The organism is Psychrobacter sp. 1Y11, from assembly GCF_052259045.1.
Lineage (GTDB): Bacteria > Pseudomonadota > Gammaproteobacteria > Pseudomonadales > Moraxellaceae > Psychrobacter.
Genome location: NZ_JBQQER010000011.1, coordinates 23,970 through 46,358, shown reverse-complemented (window position 1 = coordinate 46,358; position 22,389 = coordinate 23,970). Strand labels below are relative to the sequence as shown.

Below are 22,389 nucleotides of genomic sequence, written 5' to 3'. Positions count from 1 at the left end.
TATAAAACTAGCTTTAAGGTATTGCCAGTAGTATCAATTATGACTTTTTGTCTTCGTCCACTTCGGTGAACTCTGCATCTACTACATCATCATCCTGCGCTGCATCTGCTGACTCTGTGCTTTGCTGGAACTGACCTGGATCCATACCTTCGCCGCCTGCGCTATTATCAGCATAGATCTTTTGGCTAACCGGTAAGAAAGCATTATCTAGCGCTTCAAGTTTAGCTTTGATGTCGTCATGATCGTCTTCTTTAGTAGCCGTTTCAAGCTCAGAGATAGCCGTCTCTACTGATGATTTTTCTTCTTCAGTGACTTTATCTTCTGCTTCTTTTAAGGCTTTTTGTACTGCATGGATACGGCCGTCTGCTTCGTTACGCACTTGCGCTAAGTTTGCAAACTTCTCATCTTCAGCAGCGTTAGCTTCTGCGTCTTGTACCATTTGCTCGACTTCTTCATCCGACAAACCAGAGTCTGCTTTGATCTGGATACTTTGTGCTTTACCCGTGCCTTTATCAGTGGCTGAGATGTTCATGATACCATCAGCGTTGATGTCGAAAGTCACTTCAATTTGCGGCAGACCGCGCGGCGCTGGTGGTATATCGGTCAAGTCAAAACGGCCCAAGAGTTTATTTTGGTTAGCTATTTTACGCTCACCTTGATACACCTGAATGGTAACTGCAGGCTGGTTGTCTTCTGCCGTTGAGAACACTTGTGATTTCTTAGTAGGAATCATGGTGTTTTTCTCGATAACTGGCGTCATCACACCGCCCATGGTTTCGATACCTAGCGTCAATGGCGTCACGTCAAGCAATAGTACGTCAGTTTTGTCGCCAGAGAGTACCGCGCCTTGGATCGCTGCACCGGCCGCTACTGCTTCATCAGGGTTCACGTCTTTACGTGGCTCTTGACCGAAGAAGTCTTCTACTTGCTTTTGTACTAGTGGCATACGAGTCTGACCACCGACTAAGATAACGTCATCGATATCACCAACTTTTAGGCCAGCATCTTCAAGAGCAATCTTACAAGGACCCATCGTACGTTTGACTAGATCTTCAGTTAGGCTCTCAAGTTTTGAGCGGCTAATAGTAATGACTAAATGTTTAGGACCACTGCTATCGGCAGTGATATAAGGCAAGTTCACTTCAGTGCTTTGAGCACTTGATAGCTCAATCTTCGCTTTTTCTGCCGCCTCTTTTAGACGCTGCATTGCAAGAGAGTCACCTTTTAGGTTGAAGTCTTGCTCTTTTTTGAACTCATCAACGAGGTAGTCGATAAGCGCTGAGTCAAAGTCTTCTCCGCCTAAGAAAGTATCGCCGTTAGTCGCTAATACTTCAAACTGCTGCTCGCCATCGACATCAGCGATCTCAATGATTGAGACGTCAAACGTACCACCACCTAAGTCATAGACTGCTACTGTGCTATCACCTTGTTTTTTGTCCATACCATAAGCGAGTGCTGCTGCAGTTGGTTCGTTGATGATACGCTTTACATCAAGACCGGCGATTTTACCCGCGTCTTTGGTTGCTTGACGCTGTGAATCATTAAAGTAAGCAGGAACGGTAATAACGGCTTCAGAAACGCTCTCACCAAGATAGTCTTCGGCTGTCTTTTTCATTTTTTTCAATATTTCAGCAGAGACCTGTGGTGGCGCAAGTTTTTTACCGTTGATCTCAACCCAAGCATCACCGTTATCGGCTTTAGCGATTTTGTACGGTACCATGCCGATATCTTTTTGCACGACTTTGTCATCGAAACGACGACCGATCAGACGCTTGATAGCGAACAGGGTCTTATTCGGGTTGGTGACTGCTTGACGCTTGGCAGATTGACCAACCAAAATTTCATCATCTTTATAAGCGACGATTGAAGGGGTAGTACGCGTACCTTCAGCGTTTTCGATAATTTTGACGCTATCGCCTTCCATTACCGCTACACATGAGTTGGTGGTTCCTAAGTCAATACCTATTACTTTACCCATAATTAATTGCTCCAAATGTTGTTAAATTTCTATTGGGTTGCTTGCAGTTTTTGTGCATCCAAACTATCAAAAAAGAGCTGCCAAAAACTCAAGCTAAAATCAAACTATCAGACCATATGTGGTCACTTGTTGCTTTATATCGGTTTGCGCTGGTATTTTTTCAAGTCAATAACAGCGCAATAATTCGCTTTTGTGTGAATTTTTGTGAATATCCTTACCTTTAATAAGGATTATTAGCTTGTTTTTTTTGCTAATCTCACTTATTAGCCAAGCTTACTGGTTTAACTTATTGACCGACGCGAACCATAGCAGGACGCAGCAGACGACCGTTTAGGCTATAGCCTTTTTGCAGTACCGTACCGACCGTATCAGGCTCAGCATCAGCATCGATACCGACCGCTTCGTGCAAGTCTGCGTTAAACGTCTCGCCTTGTGGTTCGACAACCTCTACGCCGTTTTTATTCAAGACATCTAGCAAAGCTTTGTGCGTCAAGCGCACCCCTTCGGTGACAGGGTCGTCTGAGGTGGTACTTTCGATAGCGCGCTCTAAGTTATCAACCACTTCTAATAGCTCTTTGGCAAACTTCTGCAGGGCGAATCTCTTACTTTTATCGGCTTCTTGTTCCATACGCTTTTGCGCGTTATAAGTTTCAGCATTAGCACGGGCAGTCGTCTCTTTTGCTTGTTTGACTTCGCCTTCAAGCTCTTTGATGCGCGCTTCATAAACATTGATATCGATTTCGTTATCGATAGTGGCTTCATCGGCTGAATCGTTTTGCGGGTCAAACTCATCCATCGTTTCTTGCAGGACGCTTTCACTGCGCTCAAGATTACTGTGAGCTGCTTTTGCGCTATTTTCATCAGCTTGTTGATTTGGATTTTGTTCGCTCATGATAACTCCTTATTATTTATGATAATTTTGTAATATACCTAGAATTTAGCACTTCATTAATACTTTTGCTGCAAACCATATTCAATAGCTGATTGATAAAGGTAGTGAGGGCATATTTCAAGCCTAAAGCCGAGGATTTTTTTAATTTTGAGATTTAATTTCTATAAACCAGACAATGGCAGCCAAAACAGCACTTAAAGCTGAATCATTCTTTATAGTTTACTTTTAGCTCGTAAATGATTACTAAACGATACTTAACTTCACTTTTGATTGTTTTATGATGACCTCACTTACTACTTACCAACTATTATTTATAAAAAATATTGAACTATAAACTGAATTATAAAAAAGTATCAAGGTCATAAAAAGCTATAAAAAGTCATAAAGACCGATACCTAATTTATGAGGAATGCCATGTCAAGCTCTTCTATAACCTCGCTTAATGCTTTGATAAATAAAGCGGCGGCGAGCTTAAACACTAAGTCGAAACTAGCTCCCTTAGAGGGCGTAAAATACTATCAAGCGCATGAAAATCAAGCTGAGACTGCGCAGCTTAGCGAAAGCGATAATAGATATAGATTACTCGGTGAAAAGCTTGCAAGCTTCCTGCCCGCGACAGACTATCAGCAGCATGCTCTACATTACGTACTAAAGGGGCTGGGATATTTACCTGATGCTATGTTAGAAGCATTAGTAAGCTATCTAGATGGTCCAACAGCCAAACAATACCCAAACGCTAATGCGCATTTGCGATTGATCATTGCGGTTAATGGCCGACTAAAAACCCCTTTACACCTCTCTAAAATGCAAGAGCTACGTGAGAGATTTGCAGCCGACGCGGTCGCTATGCAAGACCCTAAAGTCTGGCAGCAAGCGACGAGTAATAAGCTTGCCACCCTAAAGCTTATTAATAAAAGTAGTGATGCGGCTGTTAATTGGCAAGATAAAGCTATAGCCAACGCTGATGATGACGATATGATTATTCGCTGCTATCAAGCGGGTGTCCATTCAAAAATCAACCACAACCCTGATGAGACAGTGATGTTGTTCTTTCATGGTGGCGGCTTTTGTATTGGTGATGTCGATACTCATCACGAATTTTGTCATTGCGTCTGCGCGCAGACAGGTTGGTCGGTGGTCAGTGTGGACTATCGCTTAGCGCCTGAGCATGCAGCGCCAGCAGCCTTAGAAGATGCGATCAAAGCTTATGCTTGGTTAGCCAATAACAGTCATAGCCTTGGTGCTTCACCGTCGCGTATTGTCCTAGCTGGAGATAGCGCTGGTGGCGGTCTATCGACGTTGCTCGCGCAGCAGCTGACTCACCCAACCGAAGAGGCTTGGTCAGATCTAGGGATTGCCGGTCAGCATATGTATAAACTACTTAAAACACTACCTCGTCCGCTTGCGCAGATGCCGCTGTATCCGGTCACTGATATCGAAACTGACTATCCAAGCTGGGAGCTATATGGCGAAGGTTTGCTATTAGATCATGCTGATGTGGCCATTTTTGACGCCGCGTTTATGCAAAACAGCCCGCTGCCACGTGAGCATGTGCTTATCTCACCTATGATTGGTGATAATAGTAAAGTGTGTCCGACTTATATCGTTGTCTCTGAGCTTGACGTGCTACGTGATGAGGCGTTTGCTTATGCCGGTCAATTAAAGGCTGCTGAGATAGCAGTTGAGACTTATACGGTACTCGGTGCCCCTCATGGCTTTATGCATCTGATGAGCGTCCATAGCGGCTTAGAGCAAGAAACCCAGTATATTATCAATGACTTTGCGCGTTTCGTCGGTGAGATCATCAACGCTGAATCGTTATTGGTCGCTTAGTGAGAGCTTGAACTACTGGTTGGCCCGTCATCTCAATAAGCCAAATCTCAGAGCGCGAACCTAAACGAAAAGGAATACCCCAAAATCCATAGCCGGAGGAGACGACAAAGTGTCCTCTGCCTATGGCTTTATAGCCGTAACCCAAACGATTAATCGCTCTGACGATAAAATTAGCGGGGAATATTTGTCCGTCATGGGTATGGCCAGAAACTTGCAAGTCTATCGGTAATTCGCTGTGCTGCTCAATATCGCTAGGTCTGTGATCGAGTAATATGACTGACTTACTGGCGTCAACTTGCTGCAACAAATCGGTAGTTGCTACGCGCTCGCGTTTATGATTATCAAAACGACCTATCAGCCAAATTGTCTCGCCTGCATACTCTAGCTTAAATACCTCATCATTTAATAGTTGCACGCCAGCCTCTTGCAAAGCCTTGCTGATCGGCTGCTCATGGCCATATAAGTCATGATTGCCTAAAGTGGCATAGACACCGTAAGGTAAGCTGCTACAAAGTTCAGTCAATTTGGCGGCCATATTATGAGCGGTATAAGCTTTTATATTGTCATCCATAATATCGCCTGGCATCAGCAGTATATCCGCTTTATTCTCAACAATAAGCTGATGTAGCTTATCTATTGCTTTATTGCCAAACAGCTGACCTAAATGCAAGTCACTTGCCATAGCAATACGCAATGAGCTTGCTAAAGGTTTATTGATCGTAATAGATAACCGGCGCACGACCGGAACATAAGCGCAATACAAACTATAAATAAAAAGTCCGACAAAAATAACTAATGCCAGTATTCGCAGCGCCGCACTTACTGAAACGGTATTCAAGATAGCGACATCCGCAAACGAGTGAATAAATCCATAACTTCCGTATAAAAGACTCACTATTAATGCGGTCAGCAGCATAAAATGCATAACCAGCAGCCAGCCACTCATCCAGCGATAGCTATTGTCAAAGCGCTTGCTAAAAGTCACAGCTAACAGACTATTAGTAATAACAAATATTAAGACCCAAACAGCTGTAGTCATGCTTGATGTCAGCCAAGGCTGTAGCAACCACTGTAGAGATAGCGCCGCTCCAAGGCTAAAAAGCTCTAACAAAGCAATAATGATAATAAAAAAGACATAACGCATCTAGGATCCTAAAGCGGGTTTTAGTATTAAAATAAGTGGATGACTTGAGAAGGTTAAGCGGCATAGTAGATAACACAGCTACAACAACGAGAAGGGTTGTCACTTTTTATAAAATAGTATGCCTTTAGATTTAATTAACGCTTATTTGGCGGCATTTTACAGACGCCGCTTGCGCAGGCCTGCGTCACTGCCTTGCCATAAACCAGTCTAGTCAGCCAATTTGGAATCCGGTAGCGGTTACGTGCCACATAAGGATAAGCAAAATCGCCAAGCTGCCTGACAATCGGTAGATACAGCAGCATGGAGCCTTTCATACCACTGGTTCTATACAGTAATCGTACCGCGTCCATATGCGTATGCCAGCCACCATACCAGTCTTGTACACATAGATAAGTCATGGCATCGCTACGGCTAAACCCTGCTGCTTGCAAGGCCTCTAAGCCTTCATCTACTGGAATCAAAGTGATAGCTTTAGGGTTACGCGCGCGTAAGTTATAGGCTTCTGTACTACACAATATGCAGCTATCGTCATAATACATAGTGATAGCAGCATGGTTTTGACTTTGGTCCTTTTGATTTTTATCTTGATTAGTCTGACGCGATATTGTCATTTTATAACTCCTAGGGCGATTTATTGTTAGCAAATTAGTATTAACAAATAACCTATTTTGAGCTGATGCCGATATGACTCTTTTATAGAACGACTAATAAGGCAGGTATACTGCTAATTATCGCTATTTTTGGAAAACTCATATTATTTATATATTTTCTGTCAAAACTGAAATTCACACTCAAAATAATGGGTTATTATTTTGAATAATAAATCATCTTTATGATCATTTAAATTTTTCTTAGTTAATATAGTCGAATTACTTTAAAAGTGTCATAGCGCTGCTGGGATAAATTTTACGCAGCCTCTGTGGTAACAGCACGCAAGTAAAGTTAATACCAGTAGCGCGTTCAAATTTATAACAACTTTATTTTGAACTGACTATATTTAGTCTGGAATTAAAAGCCACTTATCGCTTCTATAATACGTTTTGTTTCACATGAAACATTAGTTGTAGAATCACTTACTCTGCTCTTCTAGTGCTTGTTGAATATCAGTATGCTTAAAGTCATAGCCTGCTTCTAACAAAGCTTGTGGTAGCACCTTTTGCCCATCGATAAGCAAAGTCGACATCTCACCGAACATCAATTTGAGTAAGAACTCTGGCAAAGTAAAGATAGTGGGACGATGTAGCCAAGCGCCCATAGCTTTAGTAAAAGTATGGTTGGTTACTGGGTTTGGCGCTGTCAAGTTATACACTAGCGCTGGCGTATCATTATGAGTCTTCAGCTCGTTATTAGGCGTGACTTGTTTACCGCTTGTCTCAGTCAGATGCTTTTCAATAATAAAAATCGCCGCCCCTACCCAATCCTCACGGCTAATCCAACTCATAATTTGCTCACCATCGCCTAACTGACCACCTACGCCCATCTTAAACGGTAATAATAACTTGGCGATCATTCCACCCTCAGGATGAATCACCACCCCAGTACGAACGATAGCGACTGGTACACCATAATCAGTTGCTTTGAGCGCTAGCTGTTCCCAATCGTCACATAATTTGTGCGAAAAATCTGTCTGATAAGCACTACTTTCGGTTAAAGGCTTATCGCCTTGAGTGCCATACCAACCGATAGCTGAACCACTTAGCATCAGCTTAGGTTTCACATGACTGCGAGCAATGAATTCGAGTAGCGACTCTGTGGGTTTTACTCGGCTCGCCATCAGTTGCTCTTTACGCTCATCACTCCAGCGCGAATCGGCAATCCCCGCCCCTGCTAAATTTATAATCACATCGAAGCTTTTATCAATAGTTGCAAGCTCCTCATAGGTCATCATATTTATGTCGTTAGGATGCGCTTGGTTGGTATCACGCGTAAGCCAAGTGATATGTAATTCTTTATCTGCCTGCTGATAGCGCTTAGACAACTCTTCACTAAACGTGCTTCCCAAAAATCCTGAACCACCGCTGATTAAAATATTCATCTGCTTATCCTTGTTGTGTGCTTATTGCTCATACCGTTCTGAGTCATCATTAACTCAAAAACTTCTTAATACTTGCCCCTAGTTTTAGCACCTTTTTTAGCATACTAGTAGGGAGCTTAAGCATCTCGGAAGACCAAGTGGTTAAAGTATTTACGAAGTCTTGAGTGTCACTTATCCGGGCTCTAACTTCGCTGTTTTCATATTCAAACTCCGGGCTATCCATCAGATCTTGTAAAAACTGTACGGTAGGTTCAAGCTCACGCTTTTGACGCTCAACGACGATGATACGCGCCAGCTCCCAGACATCAGTATTGGTAGTGAAGTGATCCCGGCGATCGCCTAAAATAGAAACTTTTTGGATCAGACCCCAGTTTTGTAACTCTTTAAGACTATTTGAGACATTAGAGCGCGCCACGCCTAGCGTCTCAGTAATCTCTTCAGCATTTAATGGCTTACCGATGATATATAGCAGCGCATGTATCTGCGACATCGTCCGATTGACGCCCCACTTAGGGCCCATTTCCCCCCAGTGTAAGACGAATTTTTCGGTGACGGGATTGAGTCTCATATTGCCTCACACTTATTTATATTGCTTTTTCTTGATGCTTATAATGATTTAAAACTAACAACTAATAACGTTCATCATTTAGAAAGTAAATAACTTATAAACCATACTGCGCTATTCTCTTATTTCTGTCAAGACTGAAATAAGCAGATAAAACGTTCTTTTTGTAGGACATAATTATCAACTAAGACTCATTGCATACTCATGAAGGGAAAACTTTAACGGATAATGCGCCCGCTAAGCGCATCACCGATTTGACTTGGTAATTGATAGCCCAAAGTCTCCCCGCGCAGATAGCCAACCTTCTGTGTTGGCTGACTATTATTATTTATACTGACGCTACCCTCTAAAAAATAACTTTTCGCTTCTGCCAATGTTAGCGCAGGCGACTGGCCTGAAGGGTTACAGCTTGTGGAGACAAGAAAGCCATAAGGGTTCTTTATTGATACCAGCTGCGCACATAGCTGTTGTACTAATGGATGCGCGATGACGCGTACAGCGACGCTATCATGTGCGCCCGTTATCCAAGTCGGTATGGGAGGGGTGAGTGACTTTGGCAGTGGCAGTAACCAAGTATGTGCTTGTTGTACAAGGAAATCAGTACTAGGCTGCCAACTGGCCAGCACTGTGTGTCGCTGCTCACAGCTCAGAGGTGCAAGTAGCGGCGCAATGCGCTCGATGCTATCGGTAACGACGATCATGCCTTTGTCTTGTGGCCGCTGCTTAATGGTCAGCAGCTGCTGCACAGCGCTTTCGTCAAAAGGATCGCAGCCAATCCCCCATACGCTTTCGGTTGGGTAGGATAATAGCTGTCCTTGGTTTAGCCAGTGAGCAGCTTGTACGACTGAATCGGTAATGAAGGGCGCAGAAAAAGACATAAGCTGAAAGCTCTAGAATGGAGTAAACGTATTAGGGTGTGTCGGACAATCAAAAAAAGGCATTGCTGATAGCTAAAAACAACTATAGCCAGTTCGAAATAAAATCAATACGCTAATCTTAACGTGCAGCTCTAAAGTAAGTTTACTATATCATAAACGTAAATAGCGGCCACCTTGTACATCGATAGCGCCGAGTAGCTCTAGCTCCATTAGCTGACCGATCAGCTGCGGTGCTGTCAGCTTCGAAGATATCAACAAGGCATCTAAATCTTGCCCATGCCAGTCGAGCAGCTCATAAATAAAAGACAGATGCTCAGGTATCTTTATTGGTGAGGATGTACGAGTTGGCATGCTATGGGCTAATAATGCTCTATCAGTTGTTGATCGTTGTGGTGAATTACGCGGTGTCGATGGCTTAAGTGGCTGATTTATCGATGGCAGGCTCGGAGAAAAGCTCAGTTGAACGTTTACGTCGCTCAGCACCTGATCGGGATGATAAATCAGCGTCGCGCCTTCACGAATTAGATGATGACAGCCCTCAGCGTTCTTATTGTCGATGTGGCTTGGCAGCGCAAAGACTTGCTTGCCTTGCTCAGAGGTGAGTCTGGCAGTAATGAGCGAACCACTTTTGATAGTGGCTTCTGTCACTATTGTCGCTAAACTTAGGCCAGCAACTAGCCGATTGCGACGTGGAAAAGTGTGCTTATGCGGCTGCGTGTGCGGTAATAGTTCGCTAACAATACAGCCGCCTTGCTCGATAATTTGGCTAAACAGCTTGTCATGATGATTTGGATAAAAGACCTCAATTCCTGTACCCATAACCCCTACCGTGCGGCCTTGATACTCGCTATCCACTTGAGCCAATGCTCCTAAGTGCGCGCATTTATCTACTCCCATAGCCAAACCGCTCGTAATGACATAGCCTGTTTGCGCTAAGTACTGAGCAATATCGAAAGTAGACTTTTGGGCGTGAGCGCTAGGCTTTCGGCTCCCTACCATAGCGATTTGTGCTTGCTGCAAGCGCGCGATATTACCCTGGCAAAACAATAAAGGCGGCGGATCATAAATCTGCAATAACTGGGCTGGAAACTCAGGCTCATCGGCAAAAAGCAGCTGATATCTTTCAGCTACGAGTGCTTGTTCAATCTTATCAATGCTAGCTAGTGTCTGCTGTTGCTGCTCATGACGCTGTAAATGAGCAGTATGTATCCCTAATGCTTGCCAAGTACTTATGCTAGCTGCCCAAGCTTTCTGTGCACTATCAAAGGCACTCATTAACTTATAATAAGCGGATAAGGAGCCATTCACTTCATACCACAGCGCCAATATTGCACGCTGATTAGGATCTAAATGAGGTGAGGATTGTGGCGTCATAGTCGTCTAGCTCATATAAGAGGTATGCTTATCCAAATAAGTAACTTAGTTTATCAATAAAACTTCTGGCTTATAAGCTAGCTAGATTGCCTGTTATAAATAAGGCGGCGGTAGTAATTGATCACCGACGCTGAGTGGCAGCTCTGAGCTCAGTACATAAGCATAGCTGATATCATCAAAGCTATTGAAGACCATCACCATGCCACTCTCTTCGCTAGGCAGGCGTACCGAATTGTCATTATCTATGGTATCTCGCACCAGTGGACCTTTTTGATAGACTGTCAATACATCGCCAGGCTTTGCGCCTTGAGTCGTGCCTAAGTTAATAGCGACGACACTACCGCGCGCCGCTGAGCTAATAGAATCCATCACTCTTACGATCATGCCACCGCGACTCACCTGAGCTGGCGCCGGATAAAACACTGGCGGAATAGAGTTACTTAGCTCAACGAACACTCTATCGCCTTCGCGCACTTCCTTACCATAAGATTCGGACAGCTGTAGACTGCTAACCCCATTTTCAGCGACACTAGTGACTATGCCGCTTGCGACTTGCATGGCCTCTAAACCGATGACCTTTTGAGTTTTAGGTTCGACATAGCGCTCGCCTTCACGGTAGATACCATAGCGCTGACCGACGATAAGCGGTACACCTTTGGCATAGACTTTGTCGCCGCTCGCTGTAATTAAGTTACGATTTTTGGAAGCTAAAATATAAGGGGTACTGTTGAAGTCCTCTGGCCGCACGATGGTATAGCGATCTAACCAGTGCTGAATAGAGCTTAAAGGAATCGCGGGAATGCTATTAGCGACTGAGGTAACAGTAACTTCACGCTCTACCGTTCCCATTAACTGTTTTTCGATACCAGCGCAGCCCTCGCCAGTGTCGATACCGACTAGAGTCTTACCTTGAATGATACATAAGATAAGGATGTCATCGGGGTAGATAAGATCAGGATTCTTAATTTGCTTATTGGTTGCCCAAATCTCTTTCCAACGCCATGGACTCTCCAAGTAGCGTCCGGAGATGTCCCATAATGTATCGCCTTTTTTGACAATATAACGGTTGGGAGCATCTGCCTTAATGGCAGGCGCAGGGTTGTTGGCAAAAGCCGTAGACATTAATAAGGCGCTACCAAACATAGTAGCAACGAGCGTCTTTGTTATCGTTTTTAGACTGGTATTCATGGCGATATCCACAAGGTATAATTAGATCACAGGCATAATTTTGGTTAATTGTAGACAAGCCTTCTTAAAGATATCTTAGAGGCTAATTGCCGATTTTTAGCGTTATTCAGTTTACAATGATATGCACCATAGCACAATACGCGACACAAACTTACAAATATATAACTTTTATAGCTAATGATTTTCTTACATAGTTTCACGTGAAACTAACGAATTAACTATTTGCATTGACTTGCTGACGAATTTGCTCTGCCACTAGCTCAGCTTGATTATCCAAAACCACAACATGCTGCTCTAAGTCCTCTAGACCTTCGGTATGAGCTGGACGCTCAATCTCTATTGGTCCAATAGCTTCAATAATCGTTTCCGCGAACTTAACAGGCAAGGCTGTTTCAGCGCAGACAATGATTTCACCGTCTCGCTGCAACTCTTTAGCGACTTTGATACCATCAGCGGTGTGCGGATCTACCAGCTCGTTATATTGCTCGTATAAAGTCTTGATTGTTTGCAAACGGTCAGCATGGGTAGACTTACCCGCCGCAAAGCCATAACGATTATTCACCGTCTCCATCACATCTGACAAATCAAAGCCCTGCCCTGATTTCACCCCTTCAAACAGCTCATGTACGCGCGCACTGTCTTTATCTAATAACAAATAAACAAAGCGCTCGAAGTTCGATGCTTTAGAGATATCCATTGAAGGGCTGGATGTTACATAAGTCTTGTCAGTGGCACGCGGCTGATAAGTGCCTTGATTGAAGAAATCATTGAGCACGTCATTTTCATTGGTTGCGACCATAAGACGTTCAATGGGCAAACCCATCTCTCTGGCAATGTGACCGGCGCAGATATTACCAAAATTACCAGATGGTACACTGAAGCTAACTTGCTCATCATTGTTTGAGGTTACTGCAAAGTAAGCTTTAAAGTAATAAACAATTTGCGCTAAGATGCGACCCCAATTAATAGAATTGACCGTTCCTAGGTTATATTTCGCCTTAAACTCGGCATCTTGCTGCAGCGCTTTAACAATATCTTGACAGTCATCAAACATACCTTTGATGGCGATATTATGGATATTATCATCCGTTAAACTATACATCTGCGCGCGCTGAAACTCACTCATTTTGCCATGCGGTGATAGCATAAATACTTCGATATTCTCTTTACCGCGTAGTGCATATTCAGCCGCACTACCGGTATCACCACTAGTTGCGCCGATAATAGTGATACGCGCGCCTTTTTGTTTTAGTACATACTCAAAAGCATTACCCAAAAACTGCATGGCAACATCTTTGAAGGCGAGCGTCGGCCCGTTTGAGAGACCTAAAATATACAAATCTTCCTCGAGCTTACGTACTGGCACGATCTCGCTACTACCGAACACCTCGCTAGTATAAGTGCGATCAATAATGTCTTTGAGATCGGCGTGTGGGATATCAGTGGCAAAACGCTGCATAATCGCTAGCGCTAGCTGCGGGTAGCTGAGCGTACGCCATTCTTCTAACACCTCATTATCAACTGTTGGATAGTGCTCAGGTAACATAAGACCGCCATCAGGAGCAAGCCCCATGAGTAGCACATCACTAAAATCCATCGGCTCAGTCTGACCACGGGTACTGATATATTTCATTGTTTTTCCTGTAAATAATTATTTTGTTCAAATATAAATTTCAACTAGGTATATGCGGTTGTAGGCTAGCGCTTTAGCCTAGCATGGTATTTTTACAAAATATAAAAGCTAGGCTAAAGCACCAACCTACCTTAATCATTAGGAGTAAGGTTTAAAATACACTTATTGAGCCGTCTTCTGCAATAAAGCATAATAAAAACCATCGCCACTACTGCTGTCTATCGGTAAACACTGACGACCTACCTCTTGGGCAATACCCCAATTACTGTCATCGGTAAACTCAATCGCAGTGGCGTCGTTATTTTTTCTTAAAAAAGCTTGCATCTGTTCAACGTTTTCTTGCTTAAGGATAGAGCAAGTCACATACAGCAGATAGCCACCAACTTTGAGTTGTGGCCAAAGATTATGCAAGATATCTGCTTGTAAGTTAGCGGTTTGCTCGATATCTTCTTCAGTACGCAAAATGCTGATATCAGGATGACGACGAATAACCCCGGTCGCGGTACAAGGTGCGTCCAAAAGAATAGCATCGAATACGGCTAATGCCTCAGAGTCTTGCTTAGTTGGCTTAACCAATTGCCAACGAGTGGCATCGGCACAGACGATATCTAATCCAATATTTTTGTCAGATTTTTCTAAATTTAAGCGCTGTAAATTATCATGAATACGCTCAATACGTGGCGCTTCATTATCGATGGCGACCAGCTTAATATTTGTAATGTCTGCTTTGTCTGGTTTCACATGAAACAATACCGACTGATCTTCATTATTTAATAGCTCTAACCAATGTGCCAGCTTACCGCCAGGGGCAGCGCAAGCATCTAATAATTTAATTTCAGAGATATCATTACCTTTGTCTGCACTAATATTAGCTTTATCAGTAGCTACTTTATGCACAAGCGCTTGCTGAATAATAGGCGCAGCGAGCTGAGCGTATATATCCTGAATACTTAGGCCGCCTTCTGCAAAACTAGGTAAGCCGCTTACTGCCATGCTCTGCTCAAGGCGCAGCGCTTGATGGTTAATAACCATAGTTGCTGTACCGTTATCATCAGTAGACTGTAATAGTGACAGACCTGTTTTAACTTCAACTAATTCAGCGCTGATATCGGCTTGCTGTAGAGTTTTTTGGTAGTCGCTTACTAATGCATCAACCGTATTTACCCGCAAAAACATCGGTGCAGGCAGACGTAAACCTTGCGTCAAATCATCATAATACTCGCTCCAGTCTTGTTTAAGCTGATAGGCGAGCCAGTTCGGTAGACTGTGCTTTTTATCGCATTTCTTACGGAACTTACTCGGGTTTTTGGCTACCTTACGCAAGATAGCATTGGTAAGGCCGCTGGCATGCGCAAACTCGATTTCTTTTACCGATTCGACCGTTTCATGGATAGCGGCATGATCGGCGACTTCTAAGTACAGCAGCTGCGTCAACCCCACCAGAATAGTGGTACGGACTTCAATCTCGTCGATAGGATTATTCGCTAAACTATCGAGTAGACGCTCGAGGGCAAACCATTGACGCAGAGTAGTCAGCAATAGCGCATGAGCAAAGCCTTTATCGCCTTCGTGCAAGCTGTTCAGTAAAGGGTCGAGTACGCTAGATAACGACTGACCATTTTGGATAGCAAGCAGACAGCGTATGACGCGTACACGCACACTACCTGTCATTTTTAGATTACTGGAGGGTTTGGGAGTTTTGCTATTAGGGTTAGACGCTGTTGACGGTTGTCTCATTAAGTTTTATTTCCTTGACGTATGATTAGTAGCGTCTTATTTGATAGAGTTTAGCTGGTGTTACTGCTGATCGGGATTGGAGGTGAATCGGTCCCCATCATCTAATTGATTACCATGACAGACTTGCTCAGCGCTAACAGGCTTACTACCGGCAAACTGTAGCTGAGTAATCGCTAAAGTTCCTGCCTGTACTTGATCACTCTCTTTACCACAAGCGACTAAGATAGCTTTGCGGCCAACACTAATGATAGTGCCTGAGGCTTCAGTCGTGGGCTGCGTCTCATTAACAGGCAAACTGGCTAAAACCTTTACCCGCTGGCCTTGTAGAAAGGTATAAGTACCCGGCCAAGGGTTCAACCCGCGTATTTGTCGCTCGATAGTAGCCGCCGATTGTGTCCAATCGATCTCGCCTTCCGACTTGACTAGTTTTTCGGCATAATTGGCCTCAGTATCGTTTTGTTCGATAGCTTTGGCTTGATAGCTCTCTAGATCTTGCATGACAGTGATAATAGCCTGAGCCCCTAACTCTGCAAGCTTATCATGCAAACTTGCGGCGCTATCATCATTAGTAATGTCAGTGCTAGTTTTATAGAGCATATTACCGGTATCAAGCCCGCGATCCATTTGCATGATAGTAATGCCAGTCTCTTTTTCACCCGCTAACAGTGCACGATGAATAGGAGCTGCTCCGCGAAAGCGCGGTAGTAGTGAAGCATGGATATTAAGACAGCCCAAAGTTGGGGTCTTCAACACGCCAATCGGCAAAATAAGTCCATAAGCCGCCACAACCATGACATCAGGTTGGTAGGTGCGCAGCGTTTGCCGGGCTGCCATACCCTCAGTACTAGATTTTTTGAAAGTAGCAGGCTGCTCAACGACGATGTCATTATCTATAGCGACTTGCTTGACTGCCGAGGCACTGAGCTTTTGACCGCGTCCAGCCTTGCGATCCGGCTGAGTATAAACGGCTACAATCTCTATATTGAGCGCTTCTTGCTGCGCGATTAACGCTTGTAGGCTAGTCGCCGCAAATTCAGGCGTACCAGCGAATACCACACGTCTTTTAGCAGTAGAGATTAATAAATCAGTGTTAGCATTATTTGTTAACATATCGTCAGCAGCAGTCATTTTTTTCCTTATAACGCTTATAACCTTTACCAGCATTAAGCCCTAACTAGCAGGTACTGGTAAACATGATATTATAGTTTGTCACATTATAAGTGAGTTTAAGGGCTTGTGCCATGACTGTTAGCAAGCGACTGAATACCTTAAGCGTCATGTTGATTATTAAGATAACGATATTTATAAAATTCTTGTTATTATAATAGTTGTTTCGCTGTAGCAAATAATAACCCTAAAGTTTTAGTATTAGGAATCTGCTTCAAAATTTGGAGCCCGCTCTAACTATCCTCTCTTAGTGATCATCGTATCCGCTTGCCTTTTTTTGCAAGCATAGGATTATAATCTCATGCAACGTTTTCAGTCTCTAAAACGCCTATTGCTCTTTTATACTTTGACACTAGTAATTCTATTGTCTTTGTATTATGCAGCGCTCTATATGGAGCTTAGGCATCATAGTGAGAAACGTAGTCTGGATATTTTAAATAATTTGCAGTATGACGTTACTGAATATGGGGCGGTAACCAATGACGATATCGAAAACATACTAAAAAAACCTTATATCCAAAACATCAGTTATCAGCTGATTTTTATGCTGCCTTCAGGTCAGACGTATATTTATAACCACACTCGTCCAAATGAGACTGCGCTTACCGCAGTTAGTTTTCCAACGACTACCTTAAATGCCAAAAGCTCGTATCAACTAGATCACCAAACTCTCAGAGCGGATATCAGTCTTGAAGGAGGGTATCAGCTCTATCTGGTTCTGCGTCATCAAATAGCGGATATAACTTGGACATCATATCGCTACTGGCTACCGTTGATGGCAGCTATTATACTTTTTATGATAGCGCTACTTTATACACTTCGCCGCCAAGCTAACTGGCAGCAGCTGCTACTTTATGCGGACACTTTAAGTGAGGATGCCAAAGAGGCGTATACCTCAATACCCTTTCCTTTAGAAAAGACCACCTCTGAATTTTTGCGATTAGGGCATGCTCTTAGTCGTATCAAGTATCAGCTGCATCATGACCATCGGCATATCAAAACCCTAAAACATCGCTTGGAGCGTTTGGTCGATGGCGCGCCTCTACCTATGCTGACGATCACACGGCAAGGTCAAATCAGTTTTTTTAACCCTCGTTTCGAGCAAGTTTTTGCTACGGCCTTTCAAAGTGAGGTGACTTATAGCTTAAGCGATTTTTTGACAGGTAGTGATAAAACTACTCAGCAGCTATTATTAGATCTAAGCGCTCAGCGCGTAACACGCACGTTACTGGTTTGTGGCCTAGAGAATAATCAGCCTTATCAGTTGCATATCTCACCTTGGTTTGGCGCGCATGGTCAAGTTCGCGGGTTTACGGCTTTATTGAATAACGTTAATTCTTTCGTCAAACAATGCGAAGATTTGCGCCTAAAAAACCACACTCTTGAGAGCCAAGCCAAATCAATCACGGAGCTAAGATCGGTCATTGGTCATGAGCTACGCACACCGCTAAATGCCATTATCAGTACGCTAGATATGGTAGATAAAGACAACTTGACCACAGCGCAACACGAGACTCTAGCGATTCTCACTCAGTCTAGTCATTCTATGCTGGCTATATTGAACGATATGCTCGATATGGCCAAGATAGAGGCCGGAAGAGTGGATATCATTAATGAGTCCACTGATATATTCAAGCTTGGACAGCATGTTAGCGATCTGATGATAGGCAGTACTCGTCGTCGAGATATCGATCTATTGTACTATTTTTCGCCCTGTTGTCCTCGCTACATCACTACCGATGGTCAGCGCCTATGTCAGATACTGACAAACCTTATGGACAATGCCGTTAAGTTTACTGAAAACGGCTATGTGGCTCTCATTGTAGAAGAGGTGACGCCGCGAGATATTTCTGCGCTTGATCAAGACTCGTTCAATAAGATTAGCACCACTAAAGCTGTTATCGGCGCGCCAGACTCCACTCCCAAGGCGTCTGCGTCTAGCTCCCTTAACCATACTCCTGCTAGCACTCAAGATAGCCCTGAGGGTGGTTGGGTTCGTTTTAGGGTTAAAGATACTGGCATCGGCATGACGACGGCTGAGCAGCAGCAGTTATTCTCGTATTTTAATCAAGCCAACCCCCAAATCACTCAAAAGTTTGGCGGTACCGGGTTGGGTTTGGCTATCTCAAAAAGCTTTGCGCAGCTGCTTGGTGGTTTTATTCGTGTCGAGAGTGCAGCGGCTCACGGTAGCTCTTTTGATCTCTATCTCCCCTGCTACGCGCCTATTTATCAGCCAGTCTATCATTTTCATCATAGTCTGTTACGCATCCACCTAATCGCGGTTGTCGATCAAGCGCTACGCGAGAGTTACTTGCAGCGTATAGGGGATTATTTGTCTATGACTGTCAGCGTTTATAGCGAATTAAACTCGGCAACGATAGCGCAGCTAGAGCACCAGCTTGCATCCAGTGAGCCAAGTTTGACACCTATACTGTTGTTAGATTATGAGTTCTATGAAGATTATAATGCTACGCTACTCTCTTCTGCTAAGACAGTAGAAGGAAAGAGTAAAACCAGTGAAAATCGCGCAAACAATCAACCTGCTGATTCGTTGTCTGATCCTAGTAGCGCTCTAAAAACGATGATTAATAAAAGCACTTCGTCAAAGATACTGCTAAGTAGGAAGCCCGAGCGTGGTATTCCTGCAGCTTTTCTTGAAAAGTTTGATGGCTTCTTAAACAAACCTATTAATATTACGTTAATGCTCTCTGAGCTGATACGTTTGGCTCAGTCGCAATCAGCAGCAACGACACAGAGATCAGAGCTCGCACTTGCAAGCTTAAAAACAGATAAAACAAATCTAGCCACCGAAAAGCTAGTGAATAAAGACAATCGAGATAACTCAAAAACAGTTAAGCAAACACTCGCTAAAATAAATACTACAGCCCCGCTGATACTGGTTGTAGAAGACAACCCCATCAATCAAAAAATCACTTGTAAGCTTTTGGCTAAGCTAAATTATCGCAGTATCGTTGCAGAAAACGGGAAGCAAGCGCTCGCTGTATTAAAAAAGCAGCGTCAAGAGATTGCGCTTATTTTGATGGATTGCCGTATGCCGGTGATGGATGGCTTAGAGGCCACTCAAACTATCAGAAGCGCAGGCGATGATATTACTATTATCGCCCTAACCGCTAATGATAGTACTGAGGATCGGATTAGTTGCCAACAAGTAGGTATGAATGAGTTTTTGACCAAACCGGTGCAAAAAGATAAATTACAAAACGTACTACAACGATTTATTTCATAAAACCATTATCTGCTAAAAAAGCCTCAGTGATATCCTTTTGTGGATTAGACTCCGTATCCGCTGAGCTCTTATCTTTACTTATTAGACGCTCTAGATAGCGCGACACGATATCTACCTCAATGTTTACTTTATCCCCTAGCAACCAATGTTTGGCAATATTAGTCACTTGTGCAGTATGCGGAATGATGTTTAAGCTGACAATATTGTCTCGGACTAAATTAGTCGTCAGACTGATACCATCCACTGTAATAGAGCCTTTGGTTGCCGTATAATGCGCCAGCTCCTTTGGAATCTCAATCTCAATATAAATAGAGCGCGCGTCCTTTTTTAGCTTACTAATGATGCCAACGCCATCCACGTGTCCTGCGACAATATGACCACCGAACCGCGTCGTCGGTAGCATAGCCTTTTCTAGATTGACGATATGACCGGGTTTTAGTGATTCTAATGCCGTACGAGCGATAGTTTCACGTGAAACATCTACGGCGTAATAATTACTACCTATCACGACTACTGTCAAACAAATACCGTTTGAAGCTATAGAATCTCCTAATTTTACGTCACTAAAGTCCAATTCATCAGACTCAATAGTCAAGCGAATGTCACCACCTGTAGGCTGTATAGATTTGACATGACCAACACTTTCAATAATCCCTGTAAACATATAACCCTCTTTTTCTATAAATTTATGACACTAATTAAAATTGATTTAGCTATTGTTAATTGAGCAAACAGTATTATTTTCAATAGTGTGGATAAAAAGGACAAGCTGTGGATAACTCAATGCTATTAGGGTTTTTTCACGTGAAACTGATAACTTTTAAAAAGTTATCCACAATAAAGTATTTATTTTTTAAAAAACACCTCTTTACTTTATATTTAACATAAGGTATTGATTTAAATAATATTATTTACAATAAAACCCCTAAAAACAGGGAGGTCGGGTTTCATGTGAAACCAATCAATCGAGAGTTATCCACAACTTTAATCAGTTTCATGTGAAACACTGCGCTCTATAGTATTTATCCCTATTTTATAAAGGTTTCAAAGTAATCTTTAAATCACTACCGACTAATTCATACTCAGTATATTGAAACCGTAGCTGCTGCGCTAAAGATAATGGATTAACCTCAACCATAGCTTGTGCTTGCGAGCCTAAAATACAAGGAGCCTGATAAACAATCAGCTCATCGACAAGCTGCTGACTCAAAAAACTCCCTGCCACACTAGCCCCCGCCTCTACTAGCACCTCATAGCATTGCTGCTCGCTGACTAAACGCCTGAGTAGACTAAGTAAGTCATCTTCACGCCAATATAGCGTTTGTTGCTGCTGACATAACTGATAAGCGGACTGAGCATCGTATGATAAGCGCTGACGCCTATCGAGCACGACGACCAATGGCTGATGCACTTGCTCAATATCCACCCCTAAATGCGATGAGCGCACATTTAGCTTTGGATTATCCGCAATGAGGGTTTCACTACCCGTGATAATAGCGCCACTTCGCGCTCGTAGCTCTTGCACATCGGCGCGGGCAGCAGCGCCAGTTATCCATTTAGATTCGCCACTTGCCATCGCAGTACGGCCATCTAAGCTAGTCGCTATTTTTAGCCGTACATAAGGCAATTGCGTCCGCATCGCTTTTAAGAAACCTTTGTTTAAACTGGCGGCTTGCTCTTCTAATACGCCTATGGTTACCTCTATGCCAGCTTGCTCTAACAGTGCGACCCCGCGGCCCGCCACTTGTGGATTGGGGTCGAGGCCGGCAACGACTACACGCTGGACTCCAGCATCTATCAAAGCAAGCGCGCAAGGCGGAGTTCGACCCGTATGACTACAAGGCTCCAAGGTAACGTAAGCCGTTGCCTCTTTTGCGCGTGTGCCTGCTTGTTTAAGAGCAAAAACTTCAGCGTGCGGCTGACCAGCTTTTGGATGAAAGCCCTGCCCGACAATCTCCCCTGACTGCACTATGACGCAGCCTACCGCTGGATTAGGTCTAGTGGTATACAAGCCCTGTTTAGCCTGCTCGATAGCCAACATCATAAAGTAATTATCTTGGGCGTGTTGCGCGTGATTTGATACGGACATAATAAAAGCTTAGTAAGGTTGGATAAGAGTGTTGATAAGTTTGTAGATATATTTGTTGATAAATAATAGTGCTATCGGCTTTATTAAAACGTTTCACGTGGATAAGGTATATAAATATAGCCATAAAACTACTGGTAAAACTAGTCACAAAATACCGGCTAACTAATTGTTTTTATCAGAAGGGCGTATATTAGCCAGCTCTTGCTGAAAGGCATCAATATCTTGAAAGTCACGATAGACACTGGCAAAACGCACATAAGCGACGTCATCCAGAACTTTTAGTTCACTCATGATAATCTCACCTAAGACTTTGCTACTGATTTCACGCTCGCCCATCTGTCTGACCCGCTTTTCAATACGGCTAATCATCGCTTCTTGTTCATCAATAGTAATAGGACGCTTTTGTAGCGGTAATAGAATGGAGCGTCGTAGTTTTTCGTTGTCGTAAGGCTCGATTTTGCCACTGGATTTGATAATGCGCGGCATCACCACCTCTACCATCTCAAAGGTGGTAAAACGTTCTTGACAGCTACTACAGAGCCTACGACGACGTACTTGCGCCCCTTCTGCTGCTAAGCGCGAGTCGATAACCTTAGTCTCTGAAGCATTACAGTAGGGACAATGCATAA

General features: G+C 43.4%; 17 protein-coding genes. 2 read left to right on the top strand and 15 right to left on the bottom strand.

Annotated features, from left to right (window positions below; all coding sequences use genetic code 11):
* Positions 1 to 37 precede the first annotated feature (37 nt).
* Both dnaK and grpE read right to left on the bottom strand, forming a co-directional pair.
* Positions 38 to 1,978, bottom strand: a complete 1,941-nt coding sequence (dnaK, locus tag ACTXGJ_RS10205) for a molecular chaperone DnaK (protein ID WP_443565881.1) — start codon at positions 1,976 to 1,978, stop codon at positions 38 to 40.
* 286 nt (positions 1,979 to 2,264) lie between these two features.
* On the bottom strand, positions 2,265 to 2,870 hold the full coding sequence (gene grpE / locus ACTXGJ_RS10200; RefSeq protein WP_439242013.1) for a nucleotide exchange factor GrpE: 606 nt from the start codon (positions 2,868 to 2,870) through the stop codon (positions 2,265 to 2,267).
* 414 nt (positions 2,871 to 3,284) lie between these two features.
* Here grpE and ACTXGJ_RS10195 point away from each other — a divergent pair, with 414 nt between their 5' ends.
* Entirely contained in the window at positions 3,285 to 4,703 is a 1,419-nt protein-coding gene (locus ACTXGJ_RS10195) for an alpha/beta hydrolase (protein WP_443565879.1), read from the top strand.
* On the opposite strand, the gene ACTXGJ_RS10190 is transcribed toward ACTXGJ_RS10195, so the two are convergent.
* From ACTXGJ_RS10190 to fmt, 10 genes are all read right to left on the bottom strand, one after another.
* On the bottom strand, positions 4,675 to 5,847 hold the full coding sequence (locus ACTXGJ_RS10190; protein WP_439242017.1) for a metallophosphoesterase: 1,173 nt from the start codon (positions 5,845 to 5,847) through the stop codon (positions 4,675 to 4,677). The genes ACTXGJ_RS10195 and ACTXGJ_RS10190 overlap by 29 nt on opposite strands.
* Before the next feature lie 134 nt (positions 5,848 to 5,981).
* Positions 5,982 to 6,458, bottom strand: a complete 477-nt coding sequence (locus ACTXGJ_RS10185; protein ID WP_439242019.1) for a thiol-disulfide oxidoreductase DCC family protein — start codon at positions 6,456 to 6,458, stop codon at positions 5,982 to 5,984.
* A 458-nt stretch (positions 6,459 to 6,916) separates the two neighbouring features.
* Complete coding sequence (locus tag ACTXGJ_RS10180; protein ID WP_439242021.1) at positions 6,917 to 7,882, bottom strand: TIGR01777 family oxidoreductase; 966 nt, start codon at positions 7,880 to 7,882, stop codon at positions 6,917 to 6,919.
* 49 nt (positions 7,883 to 7,931) lie between these two features.
* Positions 7,932 to 8,450 carry a GbsR/MarR family transcriptional regulator gene (locus ACTXGJ_RS10175; protein WP_439242023.1) on the bottom strand — a complete coding sequence of 173 codons (519 nt, stop codon included), beginning with the start codon at positions 8,448 to 8,450 and terminating at the stop codon, positions 7,932 to 7,934.
* Between the two features lie 215 nt (positions 8,451 to 8,665).
* A complete protein-coding gene (locus ACTXGJ_RS10170; RefSeq protein WP_443565877.1) occupies positions 8,666 to 9,325 on the bottom strand; it encodes an L-threonylcarbamoyladenylate synthase in 660 nt (219 codons plus the stop codon).
* Between the two features lie 150 nt (positions 9,326 to 9,475).
* Entirely contained in the window at positions 9,476 to 10,699 is a 1,224-nt protein-coding gene (dprA, locus tag ACTXGJ_RS10165) for a DNA-processing protein DprA (protein WP_443565875.1), read from the bottom strand.
* A 93-nt stretch (positions 10,700 to 10,792) separates the two neighbouring features.
* Positions 10,793 to 11,887, bottom strand: coding sequence for a LysM peptidoglycan-binding domain-containing protein (locus tag ACTXGJ_RS10160; RefSeq protein ID WP_443565873.1), 1,095 nt, complete (start codon positions 11,885 to 11,887; stop codon positions 10,793 to 10,795).
* Between the two features lie 214 nt (positions 11,888 to 12,101).
* The gene (gene thrC, locus ACTXGJ_RS10155; RefSeq protein ID WP_443565872.1) at positions 12,102 to 13,520 is read right to left on the bottom strand and encodes a threonine synthase; all 1,419 of its coding nucleotides are present in this window, start codon (positions 13,518 to 13,520) and stop codon (positions 12,102 to 12,104) included.
* Positions 13,521 to 13,682: 162 nt separating this feature from the next.
* Positions 13,683 to 15,257 (bottom strand): transcription antitermination factor NusB, encoded by a 1,575-nt coding sequence (locus ACTXGJ_RS10150; RefSeq protein ID WP_439242033.1) that lies wholly within the window; start codon positions 15,255 to 15,257, stop codon positions 13,683 to 13,685.
* Between the two features lie 60 nt (positions 15,258 to 15,317).
* A complete protein-coding gene (gene fmt, locus ACTXGJ_RS10145; RefSeq protein ID WP_443565870.1) occupies positions 15,318 to 16,385 on the bottom strand; it encodes a methionyl-tRNA formyltransferase in 1,068 nt (355 codons plus the stop codon).
* Positions 16,386 to 16,725: 340 nt separating this feature from the next.
* Here fmt and ACTXGJ_RS10140 point away from each other — a divergent pair, with 340 nt between their 5' ends.
* Positions 16,726 to 19,671 (top strand): response regulator, encoded by a 2,946-nt coding sequence (locus ACTXGJ_RS10140; protein ID WP_443565868.1) that lies wholly within the window; start codon positions 16,726 to 16,728, stop codon positions 19,669 to 19,671.
* Here ACTXGJ_RS10140 and ACTXGJ_RS10135 read toward each other — a convergent pair.
* From ACTXGJ_RS10135 to nrdR, 3 genes are all read right to left on the bottom strand, one after another.
* Positions 19,661 to 20,335, bottom strand: coding sequence for a riboflavin synthase (locus tag ACTXGJ_RS10135; RefSeq protein ID WP_439242039.1), 675 nt, complete (start codon positions 20,333 to 20,335; stop codon positions 19,661 to 19,663). The two genes, ACTXGJ_RS10140 and ACTXGJ_RS10135, sit on opposite strands and share 11 nt — an antisense overlap.
* A gap of 369 nt (positions 20,336 to 20,704) precedes the next feature.
* Positions 20,705 to 21,760, bottom strand: coding sequence for a bifunctional diaminohydroxyphosphoribosylaminopyrimidine deaminase/5-amino-6-(5-phosphoribosylamino)uracil reductase RibD (gene ribD / locus ACTXGJ_RS10130; RefSeq protein WP_443565866.1), 1,056 nt, complete (start codon positions 21,758 to 21,760; stop codon positions 20,705 to 20,707).
* Between the two features lie 162 nt (positions 21,761 to 21,922).
* Positions 21,923 to 22,387, bottom strand: a complete 465-nt coding sequence (gene nrdR / locus ACTXGJ_RS10125) for a transcriptional regulator NrdR (RefSeq protein WP_439242043.1) — start codon at positions 22,385 to 22,387, stop codon at positions 21,923 to 21,925.
* Between the last annotated feature and the right edge of the window lie 2 nt (positions 22,388 to 22,389).

Excerpts from the sequence above, each read along its gene's own strand:
- dnaK (WP_443565881.1), bottom strand. The coding sequence starts at position 1,978 with ATGGGTAAAGTAATAGGTATTGACTTAGGAACCACCAACTCATGTGTA.
- grpE (WP_439242013.1), bottom strand. The coding sequence starts at position 2,870 with ATGAGCGAACAAAATCCAAATCAACAAGCTGATGAAAATAGCGCAAAA.
- ACTXGJ_RS10195 (WP_443565879.1), top strand. The coding sequence starts at position 3,285 with ATGTCAAGCTCTTCTATAACCTCGCTTAATGCTTTGATAAATAAAGCG.
- ACTXGJ_RS10190 (WP_439242017.1), bottom strand. The coding sequence starts at position 5,847 with ATGCGTTATGTCTTTTTTATTATCATTATTGCTTTGTTAGAGCTTTTT.
- ACTXGJ_RS10185 (WP_439242019.1), bottom strand. The coding sequence starts at position 6,458 with ATGACAATATCGCGTCAGACTAATCAAGATAAAAATCAAAAGGACCAA.
- ACTXGJ_RS10180 (WP_439242021.1), bottom strand. The coding sequence starts at position 7,882 with ATGAATATTTTAATCAGCGGTGGTTCAGGATTTTTGGGAAGCACGTTT.
- ACTXGJ_RS10175 (WP_439242023.1), bottom strand. The coding sequence starts at position 8,450 with ATGAGACTCAATCCCGTCACCGAAAAATTCGTCTTACACTGGGGGGAA.
- ACTXGJ_RS10170 (WP_443565877.1), bottom strand. The coding sequence starts at position 9,325 with ATGTCTTTTTCTGCGCCCTTCATTACCGATTCAGTCGTACAAGCTGCT.
- dprA (WP_443565875.1), bottom strand. The coding sequence starts at position 10,699 with ATGACGCCACAATCCTCACCTCATTTAGATCCTAATCAGCGTGCAATA.
- ACTXGJ_RS10160 (WP_443565873.1), bottom strand. The coding sequence starts at position 11,887 with ATGAATACCAGTCTAAAAACGATAACAAAGACGCTCGTTGCTACTATG.
- thrC (WP_443565872.1), bottom strand. The coding sequence starts at position 13,520 with ATGAAATATATCAGTACCCGTGGTCAGACTGAGCCGATGGATTTTAGT.
- ACTXGJ_RS10150 (WP_439242033.1), bottom strand. The coding sequence starts at position 15,257 with ATGAGACAACCGTCAACAGCGTCTAACCCTAATAGCAAAACTCCCAAA.
- fmt (WP_443565870.1), bottom strand. The coding sequence starts at position 16,385 with ATGACTGCTGCTGACGATATGTTAACAAATAATGCTAACACTGATTTA.
- ACTXGJ_RS10140 (WP_443565868.1), top strand. The coding sequence starts at position 16,726 with ATGCAACGTTTTCAGTCTCTAAAACGCCTATTGCTCTTTTATACTTTG.
- ACTXGJ_RS10135 (WP_439242039.1), bottom strand. The coding sequence starts at position 20,335 with ATGTTTACAGGGATTATTGAAAGTGTTGGTCATGTCAAATCTATACAG.
- ribD (WP_443565866.1), bottom strand. The coding sequence starts at position 21,760 with ATGTCCGTATCAAATCACGCGCAACACGCCCAAGATAATTACTTTATG.
- nrdR (WP_439242043.1), bottom strand. The coding sequence starts at position 22,387 with ATGCATTGTCCCTACTGTAATGCTTCAGAGACTAAGGTTATCGACTCG.